The sequence below is a fragment of the Pedobacter vanadiisoli genome, from assembly GCF_042684385.1.
In the GTDB taxonomy this organism is placed as follows: domain Bacteria; phylum Bacteroidota; class Bacteroidia; order Sphingobacteriales; family Sphingobacteriaceae; genus Pedobacter; species Pedobacter vanadiisoli.
In genome coordinates this window covers 47,439-61,604 of record NZ_JBHULL010000003.1, presented here as the reverse complement: position 1 = coordinate 61,604, position 14,166 = coordinate 47,439, and the positions used below count along the sequence as shown (strand labels likewise).

At 39.3% G+C, this 14,166-nt stretch carries 17 protein-coding genes; 14 read left to right on the top strand and 3 right to left on the bottom strand.

Translation table 11 applies throughout. From position 1 onward, the window contains the following. Positions 1-107: 107 nt before the first annotated feature. From hisC to ACFSR6_RS01450, 8 genes are all read left to right on the top strand, one after another. Positions 108-1,151, top strand: coding sequence for a histidinol-phosphate transaminase (hisC, locus tag ACFSR6_RS01485; protein WP_379074013.1), 1,044 nt, complete (start codon positions 108-110; stop codon positions 1,149-1,151). Then, positions 1,148-2,281: a bifunctional histidinol-phosphatase/imidazoleglycerol-phosphate dehydratase HisB gene (gene hisB, locus ACFSR6_RS01480; RefSeq protein ID WP_379074011.1), complete on the top strand. Its 1,134-nt coding sequence runs from the start codon at positions 1,148-1,150 to the stop codon at positions 2,279-2,281. Before hisC ends, hisB begins: the two co-directional genes overlap by 4 nt. A gap of 175 nt (positions 2,282-2,456) precedes the next feature. Further along, on the top strand, positions 2,457-3,050 hold the full coding sequence (gene hisH, locus ACFSR6_RS01475) for an imidazole glycerol phosphate synthase subunit HisH (protein ID WP_379074010.1): 594 nt from the start codon (positions 2,457-2,459) through the stop codon (positions 3,048-3,050). A 1-nt stretch (position 3,051) separates the two neighbouring features. Further along, a complete protein-coding gene (gene hisA, locus ACFSR6_RS01470) occupies positions 3,052-3,801 on the top strand; it encodes a 1-(5-phosphoribosyl)-5-[(5-phosphoribosylamino)methylideneamino]imidazole-4-carboxamide isomerase (protein WP_379074008.1) in 750 nt (249 codons plus the stop codon). A 91-nt stretch (positions 3,802-3,892) separates the two neighbouring features. Then, positions 3,893-4,648 carry an imidazole glycerol phosphate synthase subunit HisF gene (gene hisF, locus ACFSR6_RS01465; RefSeq protein WP_379074006.1) on the top strand — a complete coding sequence of 252 codons (756 nt, stop codon included), beginning with the start codon at positions 3,893-3,895 and terminating at the stop codon, positions 4,646-4,648. 60 nt (positions 4,649-4,708) lie between these two features. After that, on the top strand, positions 4,709-5,272 hold the full coding sequence (locus tag ACFSR6_RS01460) for a hypothetical protein (RefSeq protein ID WP_379074004.1): 564 nt from the start codon (positions 4,709-4,711) through the stop codon (positions 5,270-5,272). A gap of 16 nt (positions 5,273-5,288) precedes the next feature. Next, on the top strand, positions 5,289-5,891 hold the full coding sequence (hisIE, locus tag ACFSR6_RS01455) for a bifunctional phosphoribosyl-AMP cyclohydrolase/phosphoribosyl-ATP diphosphatase HisIE (protein WP_379074002.1): 603 nt from the start codon (positions 5,289-5,291) through the stop codon (positions 5,889-5,891). Between the two features lie 561 nt (positions 5,892-6,452). Further along, the gene (locus tag ACFSR6_RS01450; protein ID WP_379074000.1) at positions 6,453-7,352 is read left to right on the top strand and encodes a WD40 repeat domain-containing protein; all 900 of its coding nucleotides are present in this window, start codon (positions 6,453-6,455) and stop codon (positions 7,350-7,352) included. On the opposite strand, the gene ACFSR6_RS01445 is transcribed toward ACFSR6_RS01450, so the two are convergent. Both ACFSR6_RS01445 and ACFSR6_RS01440 read right to left on the bottom strand, forming a co-directional pair. Next, complete coding sequence (locus tag ACFSR6_RS01445; RefSeq protein ID WP_183763206.1) at positions 7,349-7,771, bottom strand: hypothetical protein; 423 nt, start codon at positions 7,769-7,771, stop codon at positions 7,349-7,351. The genes ACFSR6_RS01450 and ACFSR6_RS01445 overlap by 4 nt on opposite strands. An 11-nt stretch (positions 7,772-7,782) precedes the next feature. Then, complete coding sequence (locus ACFSR6_RS01440) at positions 7,783-8,568, bottom strand: C40 family peptidase (protein ID WP_379073998.1); 786 nt, start codon at positions 8,566-8,568, stop codon at positions 7,783-7,785. A 111-nt stretch (positions 8,569-8,679) separates the two neighbouring features. Here ACFSR6_RS01440 and ACFSR6_RS01435 point away from each other — a divergent pair, with 111 nt between their 5' ends. After that, the gene (locus ACFSR6_RS01435; protein ID WP_183763202.1) at positions 8,680-9,129 is read left to right on the top strand and encodes a universal stress protein; all 450 of its coding nucleotides are present in this window, start codon (positions 8,680-8,682) and stop codon (positions 9,127-9,129) included. A 23-nt stretch (positions 9,130-9,152) separates the two neighbouring features. After that, complete coding sequence (locus ACFSR6_RS01430; RefSeq protein WP_379073996.1) at positions 9,153-9,695, top strand: ATP-binding protein; 543 nt, start codon at positions 9,153-9,155, stop codon at positions 9,693-9,695. A 52-nt stretch (positions 9,696-9,747) separates the two neighbouring features. Here the strand turns inward: ACFSR6_RS01430 and ACFSR6_RS01425 are convergent, their stop codons facing one another. After that, the gene (locus tag ACFSR6_RS01425) at positions 9,748-10,098 is read right to left on the bottom strand and encodes a 4Fe-4S dicluster domain-containing protein (protein WP_379073994.1); all 351 of its coding nucleotides are present in this window, start codon (positions 10,096-10,098) and stop codon (positions 9,748-9,750) included. Between the two features lie 78 nt (positions 10,099-10,176). Here ACFSR6_RS01425 and ACFSR6_RS01420 point away from each other — a divergent pair, with 78 nt between their 5' ends. The 4 genes from ACFSR6_RS01420 to ACFSR6_RS01405 all read left to right on the top strand — a co-directional run bounded on the left by ACFSR6_RS01420 (position 10,177) and on the right by ACFSR6_RS01405 (position 14,099). Further along, complete coding sequence (locus tag ACFSR6_RS01420; protein WP_379073992.1) at positions 10,177-11,193, top strand: acyl-CoA reductase; 1,017 nt, start codon at positions 10,177-10,179, stop codon at positions 11,191-11,193. Between the two features lie 61 nt (positions 11,194-11,254). Next, on the top strand, positions 11,255-13,159 hold the full coding sequence (locus ACFSR6_RS01415) for a gliding motility-associated C-terminal domain-containing protein (RefSeq protein WP_379073990.1): 1,905 nt from the start codon (positions 11,255-11,257) through the stop codon (positions 13,157-13,159). 51 nt (positions 13,160-13,210) lie between these two features. Continuing rightward, positions 13,211-13,414 (top strand): hypothetical protein, encoded by a 204-nt coding sequence (locus ACFSR6_RS01410; RefSeq protein WP_039476747.1) that lies wholly within the window; start codon positions 13,211-13,213, stop codon positions 13,412-13,414. A 1-nt stretch (position 13,415) separates the two neighbouring features. Continuing rightward, positions 13,416-14,099: a cell division ATP-binding protein FtsE gene (locus tag ACFSR6_RS01405; RefSeq protein ID WP_183763186.1), complete on the top strand. Its 684-nt coding sequence runs from the start codon at positions 13,416-13,418 to the stop codon at positions 14,097-14,099. Positions 14,100-14,166: the final 67 nt, after the last annotated feature.

The window sequence follows — 14,166 nt, the reverse complement described above, 5'->3', positions numbered from 1 at the left end:
AAATAAGATTAAGTCATTTAATAAATTCTGTAGAAAGTATAATGTAGAAAGCTTTAGGCAAATCGCCAACCCTTTTACCTTTTACTTTTTACCTTTTACCTCAAATAATGGATATTAACGATTTAGTAAGAGAAAATATAAAAAACCTTCGCCCCTACTCTACTGCCCGGGACGAGTTTAAAGGCCAGGCATCAATTTTTTTAGATGCCAACGAGAACAGTTATGGCTCGCCTTTACCAGCCAATTATAACCGCTATCCGGATCCCTTACAACTGGACTTAAAGGATGCCATAAGCAAAATAAAAGGCGTACCTATTGAGAATACTTTCCTGGGAAATGGTAGCGACGAAGCCATCGATTTATTATTTCGGGCCTTCTGTAACCCGGGTAAAGACAACGTAATTATTTTGCCTCCGACTTACGGCATGTACGAAGTTTCAGCAAATATAAATGACGTAGAAATCCGCAAGGTTAGCCTGCTTCCGAACTTCCAGTTAGACATGGAAAAGATTGCAGAAACGATTGATAAAAACACGAAATTAATTTTCATTTGTTCGCCAAATAACCCGACCGGAAATTCGATCAACCGTGCAGATATTGAAACGATTTTAGCCAACTTTAATGGCATCGTTGTGGTAGATGAAGCCTACATTAATTATGCCCGTCAAAAGACCTTTATACAAGAGCTAACCGAGTACGGAAACCTGGTCGTTTTGCAGACTTTTTCGAAAGCCTGGGGACTTGCCGCCTTACGTTTGGGTATGGCATTTTCTTCAACAAAAGTGATCGATGTTCTAAACAAAATTAAACCACCTTATAACATCAATCAGGCCACCCAGGATTTAGCTTTTGAAGCACTAAAAAATATCGCACAGGTAAACGAATGGATTAAAGAATCTGTTGCCGAAAGACAGCGTTTATCTATCGCTTTAAACGACCTCGAAATGGTAACAAAAGTTTATCCTTCTGATGCAAATTTTGTACTGGCAGAAGTAACCGATGCCCTTAAAATTTACGACGATCTGGTCAATGCAGGAATCATCGTTCGCGACCGTTCAAAGGTGACACTTTGCGAAGGCTGTTTACGCATTACTGTAGGCACAAAAGAAGAGAACGATAAACTGTTAACTGTATTAAAAAACTTATCATGAAAAAAGTATTATTTATCGATCGCGACGGTACATTGAACATCGAACCGGAAGATGAGCAGGTAGACAGTTTCGCCAAATTAAAATTTTATCCGCGTTCGCTATATTACCTGTCGAAAATTGCCAGTGAAATGGATTACGAGTTGGTGATGGTAACCAACCAGGATGGCCTGGGAACTCCCTCCAATCCGGAAGAAAATTTCTGGCCTATCCATAATTTCATGTTAGATACTTTCGCAGGGGAAGGTGTTAATTTCAGCGAGATTGTGATTGACCGTACTTTTGCCAAAGACAATGCCCCTACCCGTAAACCCGGCACGGCCTTGCTTACCAAATATTTTAACGGCGACTATGATTTAAAAAACTCTTACGTAATTGGCGACCGGTTAAACGATGTGATCCTGGCTAAAAATTTAGGCGCAAAGGCTATATTCCTTCGCCAGAATGATGCATTGGGATCAACCGAAGCTTTAGACAAACATGAAACCTTATTAGACGTTATTGTTTTAGAAACCCGGAAATGGGAAGATATATACAGCCTGTTAAAAGCAGGAAGTAGGAAAATTAACCACGTACGCAAAACTAACGAGACCGACATTACCATTAACCTGGATTTAGATGGTACCGGAAAAGCGAAAATTGAAACGGGGCTTAACTTTTTCGATCACATGCTTGATCAGATTGCCAGACATGGCAGTGTTGATTTGGAGGTAATTGCCAAAGGCGATTTACATATTGACGAGCACCATACCATAGAAGATACCGGAATTGCCTTAGGCGAGGCTTTTGCGAAAGGTTTAGGCAATAAACTGGGAATTGAGCGTTATGGTTTCTGTTTACCCATGGATGATTGCCTGGCGCAGGTAGCTATCGATTTTGGCGGCAGGAACTGGATTGTTTGGGATGCGGAATTTAAACGCGAAAAAGTAGGCGACATGCCAACAGAAATGTTTTACCATTTCTTTAAGTCGTTTAGCGATGCCGCAAAATGCAACCTGAATATTAAAGCCGAAGGCGAAAACGAACACCACAAAATTGAAGCTATTTTTAAAGCATTTGCCAAAGCCATAAAAATGGCAGTAAAACGCGATGCCGAGAAAATGGTATTACCAAGTACAAAGGGTTTACTGTAAGAGGTAAAATGGACAATGGGGATAGATTTGAAAACAGGAACATTGTTAAATAAACCCGATAGCAGTGGAAAGCTCCCGATTGTTCATCGGGACTTGAAACGAATAGCGGGGCTGCAGAACTGATGAAAAACTGACGTTCATTTTCAAATCTTGAAAGAATCTGAATTATTAAATTATGATTGGAATAATAAATTACGGCGCTGGTAATATTTTCTCGCTAACCGCAGCTTTAGATCGTTTAAACCTCCAATACGGTATGGTTAATACTGAAGCTGACCTTGAAAAATACAGCCACATCATCATCCCTGGTGTTGGCCATGCGGGTGCAGCCATGGAAAAACTAAAGGGTACCGGCCTGGTTGAAGCCATAAAAAAACTGACCAAACCTGTACTGGGTATCTGCGTAGGTATGCAGCTCATAACCGAACATTCGGAAGAAGGTAATGCCGCACTGTTGGATATTGTGCCCGTAAAGACCAAAAAATTTGATAAAACCCTGAATATCAAAATTCCACACATGGGTTGGAATGCCGTAAGCCCTAAAAACAATTCACTATTTGAAGGTGTTGAAGATAATACACAATTTTACTTTGTGCATTCGTACTTTATTGAATATAACCCTACTTTTGACATTGCATCTGCTGATTATGGTTTAACCTTTTCGGCAGCGGTACAAAAAGACAATTTTTACGGCGTTCAGTTCCACCCCGAGAAATCAGGGAAAGCCGGTGAGTTAATATTAAAAAATTTTTCAAACTTAAGCTTATAAGATGTATATAATACCTGCTATTGATATTTTAGATGGAAAGGTTGTCCGTTTGCGGGAAGGCGATTACAACCAGAAAACTGAATACGATGTTTCTATTGCCGATATGATCGAAAAATACCGTTCAAACGGTACCGATTTTATCCACATTATTGATTTGAACGGTGCAAAAGGCGATTTCAGCAACCAGAAATCACTTTTCGAGATCATTAAAAAAACAGAAATGCGTGTGCAATATGGTGGCGGCATCCGTACCATTGAACAGGTGACCAACCTGCTTGATGCGGGTATTCACCGTGTAATTGTAGGTACACAAGCCATTACCAACCCTGATTTCTTGCCTCAGCTGAGCGAAGCTTTTGCCAAAAAAAACGATTATGCCAACCGCATCGTTATTGCCATTGATGTGTTGGACGAAGTAATTAAATACTCGGGCTGGATGGAAAGCTCGCCCATTAAACTGATGGATTATGTGGATAAATGCCTGGCTTTAGGTTTTTTACGTTTCCTATGTACCGATATCAGCAAAGACGGGAAATTAGGAGGCGCAGCAATTGAATTATACCAAAAATTACTGGAACACTCGCCTATGATCAAATTAATTGCTTCTGGCGGGGTAAGCTCAATGGACGATATTTACGAACTGGCCAAATACCCGATCAGAAGTGTAGTAGTTGGCAAAGCCATTTACGAAAACCGGATTACCATTGAAGAAATTAAAGAGTGGAATTTAAAGGCGTTGAGTTCGATTTAATTTCATAAATATTTATGTCATCCTGAAGAATGAAGGATCTGCCTATGATGAAAAGGTGCTTCGTTCCTCAGCATGACAGCCAAACACACGTATGCTTTCAAAAAGAATAATTCCTTGTTTAGACGTTAAAGACGGCCGTACAGTAAAGGGTGTAAACTTTGTTGATTTACGCGACGCGGGTGATCCTGTTGAACTGGCCGCCCAATACGCGCAGCAAGGTGCCGACGAATTGGTTTTCCTTGACATTACTGCTACGCACGAACGCCGCAAGACCATGATCGAAATGGTTAAAGCGGTAGCGCGACAGTTGAACATTCCTTTTACCATAGGTGGTGGGATAACCGAAATTGCTGATGCTGAGGCCTTGTTAAACGCCGGTGCCGATAAAATCAGCATCAACTCTGCAGCTGTACGAAACCCTAAACTGATTGAAGAACTGGCTAAAGCCTTTGGCGTACAGTTTGTGGTTTTAGCAGTCGACACCAAACATGTAGATGGGAAGAACAGGGTGCACCTGAATGGCGGCAGGTTAATTACCGAGCTGGAAACCGAAAACTGGATTAAACAGGCCGAAGATTTAGGCGCAGGTGAGATTTTGTTAACCTCTATGGACCACGATGGCACTAAAGCGGGCTTTGATTGCGGCCTACTGGGTAAAATAAACCAAATGATCAATATTCCGATCATTGCTTCGGGCGGTGCAGGCAATATGGATCATTTTACCGAAGTTTTCCAAAAAGCCAATGTTGATGCCGCACTGGCTGCTTCGGTGTTTCATTATGGCGAAATACTGATCCCCGATTTAAAACAGGAATTAAGCAGGAACCAGATTCCGGTAAGAATATAAATTAGTCCGTGGTTGGTAGTCCCGTTGTCGGGAACCTGCTTTCCGAAATAAAAAAATAAAATGAGTAATATTTTTTTCAGTTCAGATCATCATTTCGGACATCAGAACATTATCAGTTTTTCGGATAGGCCATTCTCTTCTGTTGAAGAGATGGATGAGATCATGATCCAAAAATGGAACAAAAAAATATCTTCATCAGATAGCATCTATTATTTGGGCGATTTTGGATTATGTAAACCAGATCGACTTAGGGAAATACTCAAGCAATTAAACGGAAATATTTATTTAATAAAAGGAAATCACGATAAATCTGCTCTATCCTGTAAAAACCGTTTCGAATGGATCAAAGATTATTATGAATTAAAAATAACCGATTCAGATAATGACGAAAAAAAGCAAAGGCTTGTTCTTTTTCATTATGCTATAAAACAATGGAATTACAAACGGGCTGGAAGTTTTCACTTGTATGGTCATTCGCATGGAAACATAATTGATGACCCACACGAATTATCCTTTGATGTTGGGGTTGATTGCCATAATTATTATCCAATTTCGTACACCGAGGTAAAAGAAAAAATGGCAAAAAAAACATGGAAATTCGATAGCAGCACTGTTGACTTATAATTAGCTTAATAATAAAATGATCGATAATATATCATCCCTTGATTGGGATAAAACAGATGGTTTAATCCCCGTAATCGTTCAGGATTATAAAACCCTGGAAGTTTTGATGCTGGGTTATATGAATGCAGAGGCTTTAACCAAAACAAAGGCCGAAGGAAAAGTTACATTCTTTTCGCGTTCTAAAAACCGCCTTTGGACCAAAGGCGAAACCAGCAGCAACTTTTTGTACGTAAAAGAACTTTTTGTTGATTGCGACAACGATACCATTCTGATTAAAGCAGATGCTGTTGGCCCTACCTGCCATACGGGTAGTCGCAGTTGTTTTAAAACAGGTTATAACCAGAATTTCATTTTTGAACTGGAAAACATCATCAACGACCGGTATGAAAACCCGGTTGAAGGTTCTTACATCAACAAAATGCGTGGCAAAGGTTTAAACAAAATTGCGCAGAAAGTTGGCGAAGAAGGTGTAGAAACGGTAATTGCTGCCCTGGCCGAAAGCGAAGAAGAATTTATCGGCGAAGCATCTGACCTGCTTTTCCACTTGTTATTCTTATTGAAAGAAAAAGGCCTGTCCATCCAGGATATTGCAAAGAATTTAGAGAAAAGGCATAAATAAGGTAGAAGGTAAAAAGGTTAAAGGCGTAAGGCTTTAAATGCCAGGCTAGCAATTTAATATTAAGAAGCATTGAAAGTACCGAACCAAATCAATGAGTTAATTAGGTCAAAAATATCAGTATGGCATTTTTTACTCGTCTTTGTATGTACCTTTTTTATATGCTCTTTATTCTACTGGTTAATTACCCCGATTATATTTTGGATGGTATTAGGAGAGAGTGACGAATCTGATAGAATTGCGAGTTTACCTTTTAATATGTTTATAGGCGAATGGAGCGCATTGATATTAATTATTTTCCTATGCGTTGGTTTTATATTGATAAACTTAAATAAACTGAACTATCAAAAGGCAAAATCTTACTTATTAACCGGAATAATTATTTCCATTCTATATTTATTCAGGCTCCAGATTGCGAATCTTTTAATAGGGATATTTCAATAAAGCAAATTAATAATTCAATATTAAGAAGATCAAATAAGGTAGAAGGTAAAAAGGTAGAGGGTGTAAGGTACTAGATGCCTAAACCCTAAACCCTAAGCCTCAGACCCTAAACCTCCAAAAATGCTCAAACACATCAAAACACTTCCCGGCCACCAAAACCCTGTTTATGCCCTTGCTCCTTCTGATCAGGATGAATTATTTTTTAGTGCGGGTAACGATAAGGGTATTGTAGAATGGTCATTAGCCGAAATGGCCTTTGTTAAGGTTAAAATGCCTGTGCAAAGCTCTGTTTATTGCCTTCATTATTTCAACTACCTATTGTTTGTGGGCGAAAGAAGTGGTGCTTTTAGTGTATACGATTTAAAGAAACAGGAAGTAATTGCCCGCATTAATGCGCACCTCAAACCGATTTTTAACATTAAAACGGTTCAATCTAAGCATGAACTCATTACCACGGGCGAAGATGGGACAGTTGCGGTTTGGTCGTTAACCGATTTTAAAGAGATTTACCGCTTTCAGGCCGCTTATGATACCGTGCGGACCATTGCCCTGTCTCCTGATGAAACAGAGATTGCTTTTGGCTGTAAAGATCACCTGATTAAAATTTATAACCTGAGCGATTATAGCCTGAAACAAAACCTTGAAGGGCATAAGCTTCCGGTTACTGCCCTGGCTTATCACCCCGAAAGCAGGTATTTAATTTCAGGAAGCCGCGATGCACAACTGAAAATCTGGAGCTTGGCAGATTATGCGTTACTCCAAAATATACCGGCCCATATGTTTACCGTTTACGACATTGCTTTCCATCCCACGCTACCCTATTTTGCAACCAGTAGCCAGGATAAAAGCATTAAGCTATGGGATGCCGAAAATTTTAAATTGTACAAAATTTTAAGCCTCGAAAAAGCCGGCATTGGCCATACGCATTCTATCAATAAAATTGTTTGGAGCAATGATGGCAAATACCTGATCTCGACCGGGGATGATAAGCAGGTAATGATTTGGGAGATGGAAAGTTAATTTTTGTTTTTCAGCTTTTCTATTAACTTTAAAAGAGCCTCCCTGTTTTTTGCTAAATGATAAAATTTCGGAAGCTTTTCTAAAAGCGTATAATGTGACCGGTCTTTATGCTCGCGAAGATTGGCAGAAATATAACTTTCCAGGTAAAGTAAATGTTCAAAATTAAAGGCCCAAAATACTTCATCTTTAAATGGTGCCTTTAGCCATAGTTCTGCCCCAAAATAACCATTAGCGGCCATATATAAATCACATATAGATGTCTCTTTATTATAGCCGCAATGCAAACAACTTAACTTTGCATGCTTTTCCACATAATCTACTTTAGCTGTTGCTTTTTTCAAACAAGTAGGGCAAATGATCCAGACATTGGTTTGAAAATGACTTAGTCTAAAGTTTTGATCCTGGAAACGTTCCTTCATTGGTTAGGTTATCAATCTACAAATCGTTTTATAATTCTTAATTTATGCGAATATTTGCCCAGTTCTTTATTAAAAATACCCTGGTCATCAATCGGATCTATTTTTACTTTTGCTGACGAATGGATAATTTCATTGGGGCTTAACATAATGCCTACATGTGTGATCCTGCCTTCCTCATTATCAAAAAAAGCCAAATCGCCCGCCCTGCATTCGGCTAAAAAGCCCACTAGTTCGCCCTGTTCGGCCTGTTGAGAGGCATCACGGTTTAGTTTAATCCCCAACATTTTAAATACCGTTTGGGTAAAGCCTGAACAATCTAAACCAAATAAATGCCTTCCGCCCCATAAATATGGGATATTCCGGAAAAACGTTGCGGTACCGGTTACCTGGTTTTTAAAATTGATCGCACTATTATCATGCACTTCAAAATTAAGCTTGAATTTTTCTTCTCCGGCATAACAATATCCATCTTTTAAAAACGGAATGTTACTTGCCGGGCTTAAATGATAAGCGCTTCCATCGGCCGCTGTTAACACATTATTGAAACTTAAGGGAGCCAGTAATTTACAATCGTGCATTTCTGCAAACTGATCCTGGCTGATTGGCGCCAGCTGCCTGAAATCCATCCAGCCTTCATAGCCATCATAACCATTCTGGATCAGCCACCAACGCTCCTCTCTTTGAATAATTTCTACATGATCGCCAAATAAAAGTTGCGAAACAATTTCTGCTTTATCTGATGCATCTGCTCTTAAAGGCGCTACCGCAACCCTGCAAATACCGTATTGATTTTCCATTTAAACCTGCTCGTTGAAACTATTGTAAAGCTAATAAAATACATCCATTGCCTAACATTTTACCTGCAAATTTGTTATTTTTATGATGATAACCATTTAAATACACATGCCATGAACTTTAAAAAAATATTAATTGCCGTTGATAACAGTACCTGCTCTGAAAAGGCGGCAAAAGCCGGTTACGACATGGCAGAAAAATTTGGAGCAGAAGTAGCATTGGTTAATATTATCGAACCCATACCAGCCAATGTAAACCCTGATTTAACACTGGCCCCGGTATTTTTAGAAACTTACGACAATAGCGAAGAGAACAGCCATATTTTACTTAAAGAAATGGAAGGGAAATACGGTAAAGGGATCAAAACTACTTACCTGAGTGTTGTAGATACCGCAGCACATGGCATTATCCAGCAGTCAGACGAATGGGGATCTGACCTGATTGTAATTGGCACCTATGGCCGCACGGGATTATACCACTTTTTAATGGGTAGCGTAGCCGAACACGTAGCCCGGAAATCGGCTTGTCCGGTTTTGATTATTCCAAATAAATACGAAGTTTGAGTTAAAACTTGAGTTCATCCTAAATGAAAATTCACATCTTCGGAGCTTCTGGTTCAGGTGTAACTACATTGGGCAAAGCTTTGGCAATAAAATTAAATATTCCATACTTTGACAGCGATCAATATTTCTGGATGCCCACCGATCCTCCATTTACAACAAAAAGAAATCCTAGTGAAAGAAACCAGATGATAAAAACGGTATTAACTGAAAATGACCGTTGGATTTTTGGTGGCTCAAGCGTAAGCTGGGGCAATGATGTTTTTCCAGATTTTGACCTGATTGTGTTTCTTTGGCTTCCACCGGAAATAAGATTAAACCGGCTAAAAAACAGGGAATTTGAACGTTATGGATCAATAATTTATAATGATCCTGAACGAATAAAGAAATACCATGATTTTATCGAATGGGCAGCTCAATATGATATTGATCCTATCGAATCTGGCTTTACAGGCCGATCATTAAAAGTACACGAAGACTGGATGAAGGGTTTAAACAAAGAAGTTTTACAGATTAGAGGTAATTTTACTGTAGAAGAAAAACTAAAAAAAATTATGGATCGGCTATAAACTAAAAAAGGCACCATACAGTGCCTTTAATCATTTAAATATTTTATAATGCTTATCCTTCCTGGTGCAACCAGGTTTTCTTAGCCAATAATTCTTCTTCTGTTTCACGGATATCCTCGTCATCTACACAACAGTCAACCGGACATACTGCCGCACACTGAGGCTCATCATGAAAACCTTTACACTCTGTACACTTATCTGATACGATATAATATACTTCATCTGAAACCGCTTCCTGAGGGGCATCAGCTTCGATTTGTTGATTACCAAAATCAATGATACCGTTTAAATTGGTACCATCAGAAAAACGCCATGCAGTTCCGGCATCGTAAATTGCGTTATTTGGGCATTCTGGTTCACATGCCCCACAATTTATACACTCATCTGTTATTTTAATTGCCATGTTTTCGTCTAATTCTTTTGCTTAGTTTACCTTTGCGCTGCAAATATAAGATATAATCAATTAATAATAGTTCTAAATATGTCAGCATTAACTCAAGAAAAGGCAATAATCGCATTTGGCGAACTCGGCAAAAAGCTCACAAACCCTACTGACATACTAGGAAATGCACTTTATAGTGCTGAAAGTGCCAATGCATGGTTCACCCAGGAAAATATAAAAAAATCTGTTTTATCTTTTGCAGCCATGCTGAATGAGGCCGATTTAGCCCTTTGGTTCCAGTCGGTACGGTTTAGTACATCGCCTAAAAAGGTGGGTTTAATCCTGGCAGGAAATATCCCTCTGGTAGGCTTGCATGATGTTTTATGCGTTTTGGCAACCGGAAACACAGCCTTAATCAAACTTTCTTCTTCTGATGATAAATTGATTAAAACTGTCCTTGCCGAATTGATTAATATCGAACCCGCTTTTGCAGATAAAATCGAATATGTAGAGCGTTTAAAAGATTTCGATGCTGTAATTGCTACCGGAAGTAATAATTCATCCAGGTATTTCGATTATTATTTTAGCAAAGTGCCCAACATCATCCGCAAAAACAGAAACAGTGTTGCCGTTTTAGATGGTAAAGAAAGCCCGGAAGATATCCGGAACCTGGGGGCAGATATTTTCGACTATTTCGGTTTGGGCTGCCGGAATGTTTCTAAAATCTATTTCCCAAAAGGTTATGATGTTGCCCATTTGTATGAAGGAATAGAAAACTATAACCAGATCATTAACCATTTTAAATACCAGAACAATTACGATTACAATAAATCTATTTACCTGGTTAATGCAGCCAAACATTTCGACAACGGCTTTTTATTATTAAAAGAAGATGAAAGTCTTGCCTCACCGCTGGCGGTACTTTATTATGAGGAATACGAAAGCCTGAAGGATGTTGAAAATAAACTAAAAGATAAAGCCGCAGATATTCAGTGTATAGTTACCCAATCACCAATCAATATAGCCAGTTTTGCATTCGGCCAAAGCCAGCATCCTAAACTTTGGGATTATGCCGATAATGTAAATACAATTGAATTTTTGAACGGGCTAAATTGACCACACTAAGTAATTGAATTTCAGTTTTTTATTTAGATATTCGCGAAACATCTTTTAAACGATGCGTTATCTTGTTTTTTCTTTAATTATTTCGGTTAATCTCTTTTACAACGGTCGCCTGGCTGCACAATGCAGTGGAACATTAGGCGATCCGATTAAAAATGAAAAATTTGGATCTGGCACAGGTATTTTTGGGCCTTCCCTCGCTAACGGCATAACCAATTACAGTTATGTTACTGCTTCACCAAACGATGGACAATATACAATAGCCAAAACAACGTCAGGATTAAATCAGGGATGGATCCAAAACATTGTAAATCATACCCCAAACGATCCTAATGGATATATGATGATTGTTAATGCCTCTAATAGTCCGGGTATATTTTACCAAACCATAGTTCAGGATCTTTGTCCGAATACTACTTACGAATTTTCTGCATGGATTATCAATATTTTAAGAAATCCCGGCATTAAACCAAATGTTAAGTTTACGATAGAAAATGATGGCGTAGAGTTGTTACAGATTCCTTTTGAAACCGGTGACATTGCTGAAAACAGTGGGTGGATCAGATATGCTACCACTTTTGTTACACCTTCAAATTTAGGTACCATTACCCTAAAAATGACAAACAAGAATCCTGGTGGTAATGGGAATGATCTCGCACTCGACGACATTGCATTTAGTGCATGTGGCCCTTCAATAATTCCCACCATTGCAAATAACCTATCAACCAAAGCCAACCTTTGTGCCGGTGAAAGTCAGGTTTTTAATCTCAAGACTGAAATTACAGCCGGTGTTTACCAAAACCCTAAATATCAATGGCAAGTAAATAGTGGCAATGGTTTTGTTGATCTACCAGGCGAGAAAGCAACAGCACTAACAATAAATTTTGTGAATGCATCCCCTGGTAATTATCAATACCGTTTATTGGCTGCCGAAGGCGCAAACATCAACTCGCCTAATTGCAGAATTGCAAGCGGGCCATTAACTATTGAAGTTAATTCTCTGCCTATTGCCAGAGCCGAAAACTCCGGCCCTTTCTGTACTGGTAATACCATTCAGTTAACTGCATCAGGCGGAACAAGCTATAGCTGGACAGGGCCAAACGGATTTACTTCTACAGCCCAGAATCCGACGCTCACGAATGCAACTAAAACCATGGAAGGTGAATATACGGTAACCGTTATGGCAAGTGGCTGTTCATCAAATGCATCGACAAATGTGCAGGTTTCTGACCCTTTACAGATCAGTACCAATGTTCAAACGGTTAGCATTTGTGAGGGTAAATCAGTACAATTAACTGCATCGGGTGGCACTGAATATCTTTGGCAGCCGGCAAATGGTCTTTCAGATCCCAACAGTGCAAACCCCGTAGCTGCTCCTACCGAAACCACTACCTACACGGTAAAGGTTAGCCAAGGTTTATGCTCAGAAACAGCCCAAGTAACTGTTAACGTGAACAAAAATGCAATGGCAGATGCTGGCGCTGATCAAAAAATCGTTAATGGACAAAAAATAACTTTAAACGGTAAGGTTTCAAGCGATGTTACCTATTTATGGACACCTGCCGACTATCTGGATGATCCGGCTAAATTAAATCCAGTTGCCACACCACCACACGATATCACCTATACCTTACATGCCAGCTCCAATTTAGGTTGCAGCAGCAGTAGCGACGAGGTTAACATAACCGTTTATCCAAAAGTGGTTATTCCCAATACCTTTTCTCCAAATGGCGATAATGTAAATGATACCTGGAATATACCCGCAGCAGCATCGTTCCCCAATCCTGTTGTTAAAATCATAAACCGTTATGGTAGTCTGGTGTACCAAAGTACCGGCCCTTTTAAGCCCTGGGATGGTAAAATGAACGGAAAAGATCTTCCGCCCGGAGTGTATTACTATTCCGTTTATTTGAATGAAGATTTCCAGACCTATACCGGCTGGCTGATGTTAGTCAGATAAAAAGGGATTCATACTTTCGCTTATCAGTTGGAAATGCTATTTTTGGGCACAATGTATATCGTTAAAGTTAAAGGCATAGCCAAAATTCCAGATTACGTACAGTTAAGAGACGATAAGTTTACACTTTTAGCTTATTTCAGGGTAGACAGGCCCGATAAATCGTTGGAAAAACTGGGGCTTGGCGACAAGCAGGATTACATTATGGAAATGGTTAAAGATTTGCCTTTCGGGCAGATAGCAAAATTGGAAATATAATATGGCAGGCAACTCAGTAATTCATTTAAGCAATGTTGACGTTTTTCAACAAAAGCATCTGGTACTCTCAAACGTAAATTTACATATCGAAAAAGACGAATTTATATTCCTGATTGGTCAAACAGGTTCGGGCAAGAGTAGTTTGCTTAAAATATTATATGGCGATCTTCATATTGGTAACGGCGAAGGCAATATTGCGGGTTTCGACCTTAAAAACTTAAAAGAAAGCCAGGTACCGTTTTTACGTCGCAAACTGGGCGTAGTGTTTCAGGATTTTCAATTGCTTACCGACCGCACTATCGAAAAAAACCTCGAGTTTGTATTAAAAGCTACCGGTTGGAAAGACGAAAAGCTGATTAACGAACGCATCAAAGATGTTTTAGACAAAGTAGGCTTACGTTCTAAAATCAAAAAAATGCCACACGAAATTTCTGGTGGCGAGCAGCAGCGTATCGTTATTGCAAGGGCATTACTAAACGATCCTGAAATTATCCTTGCTGATGAGCCTACAGGTAACCTGGATCCCGAAACTTCAGAAGAAATTGTAACGCTTTTAAAACAGATCAGCCAGGCCGGAACTGCCGTTTTAATGGCTACACACGATTACCACATCATCCGTACTTTCCCCTCACGTATCATTAAATGTGAAAATGGAGTAGTACACGAAGATGCCCAAATTGTATAAAAAATTCTGACATCCGTCAGCTAATCAGCCAATCTGTTCAGATAAATCCAAATAAATCTGACAGCTT

Coding starts and splice junctions, on each gene's coding strand:
- ACFSR6_RS01445 (WP_183763206.1), bottom strand. CDS start 7,771: ATGAAGGAACGTTTCCAGGATCAAAACTTTAGACTAAGTCATTTTCAA.
- ACFSR6_RS01440 (WP_379073998.1), bottom strand. CDS start 8,568: ATGGAAAATCAATACGGTATTTGCAGGGTTGCGGTAGCGCCTTTAAGA.
- ACFSR6_RS01450 (WP_379074000.1), top strand. CDS start 6,453: ATGCTCAAACACATCAAAACACTTCCCGGCCACCAAAACCCTGTTTAT.
- ACFSR6_RS01435 (WP_183763202.1), top strand. CDS start 8,680: ATGAACTTTAAAAAAATATTAATTGCCGTTGATAACAGTACCTGCTCT.
- hisB (WP_379074011.1), top strand. CDS start 1,148: ATGAAAAAAGTATTATTTATCGATCGCGACGGTACATTGAACATCGAA.
- hisA (WP_379074008.1), top strand. CDS start 3,052: ATGTATATAATACCTGCTATTGATATTTTAGATGGAAAGGTTGTCCGT.
- hisIE (WP_379074002.1), top strand. CDS start 5,289: ATGATCGATAATATATCATCCCTTGATTGGGATAAAACAGATGGTTTA.
- ACFSR6_RS01425 (WP_379073994.1), bottom strand. CDS start 10,098: ATGGCAATTAAAATAACAGATGAGTGTATAAATTGTGGGGCATGTGAA.
- ACFSR6_RS01420 (WP_379073992.1), top strand. CDS start 10,177: ATGTCAGCATTAACTCAAGAAAAGGCAATAATCGCATTTGGCGAACTC.
- hisC (WP_379074013.1), top strand. CDS start 108: ATGGATATTAACGATTTAGTAAGAGAAAATATAAAAAACCTTCGCCCC.
- ACFSR6_RS01405 (WP_183763186.1), top strand. CDS start 13,416: ATGGCAGGCAACTCAGTAATTCATTTAAGCAATGTTGACGTTTTTCAA.
- ACFSR6_RS01460 (WP_379074004.1), top strand. CDS start 4,709: ATGAGTAATATTTTTTTCAGTTCAGATCATCATTTCGGACATCAGAAC.
- hisF (WP_379074006.1), top strand. CDS start 3,893: ATGCTTTCAAAAAGAATAATTCCTTGTTTAGACGTTAAAGACGGCCGT.
- ACFSR6_RS01410 (WP_039476747.1), top strand. CDS start 13,211: ATGTATATCGTTAAAGTTAAAGGCATAGCCAAAATTCCAGATTACGTA.
- ACFSR6_RS01415 (WP_379073990.1), top strand. CDS start 11,255: ATGCGTTATCTTGTTTTTTCTTTAATTATTTCGGTTAATCTCTTTTAC.
- ACFSR6_RS01430 (WP_379073996.1), top strand. CDS start 9,153: ATGAAAATTCACATCTTCGGAGCTTCTGGTTCAGGTGTAACTACATTG.
- hisH (WP_379074010.1), top strand. CDS start 2,457: ATGATTGGAATAATAAATTACGGCGCTGGTAATATTTTCTCGCTAACC.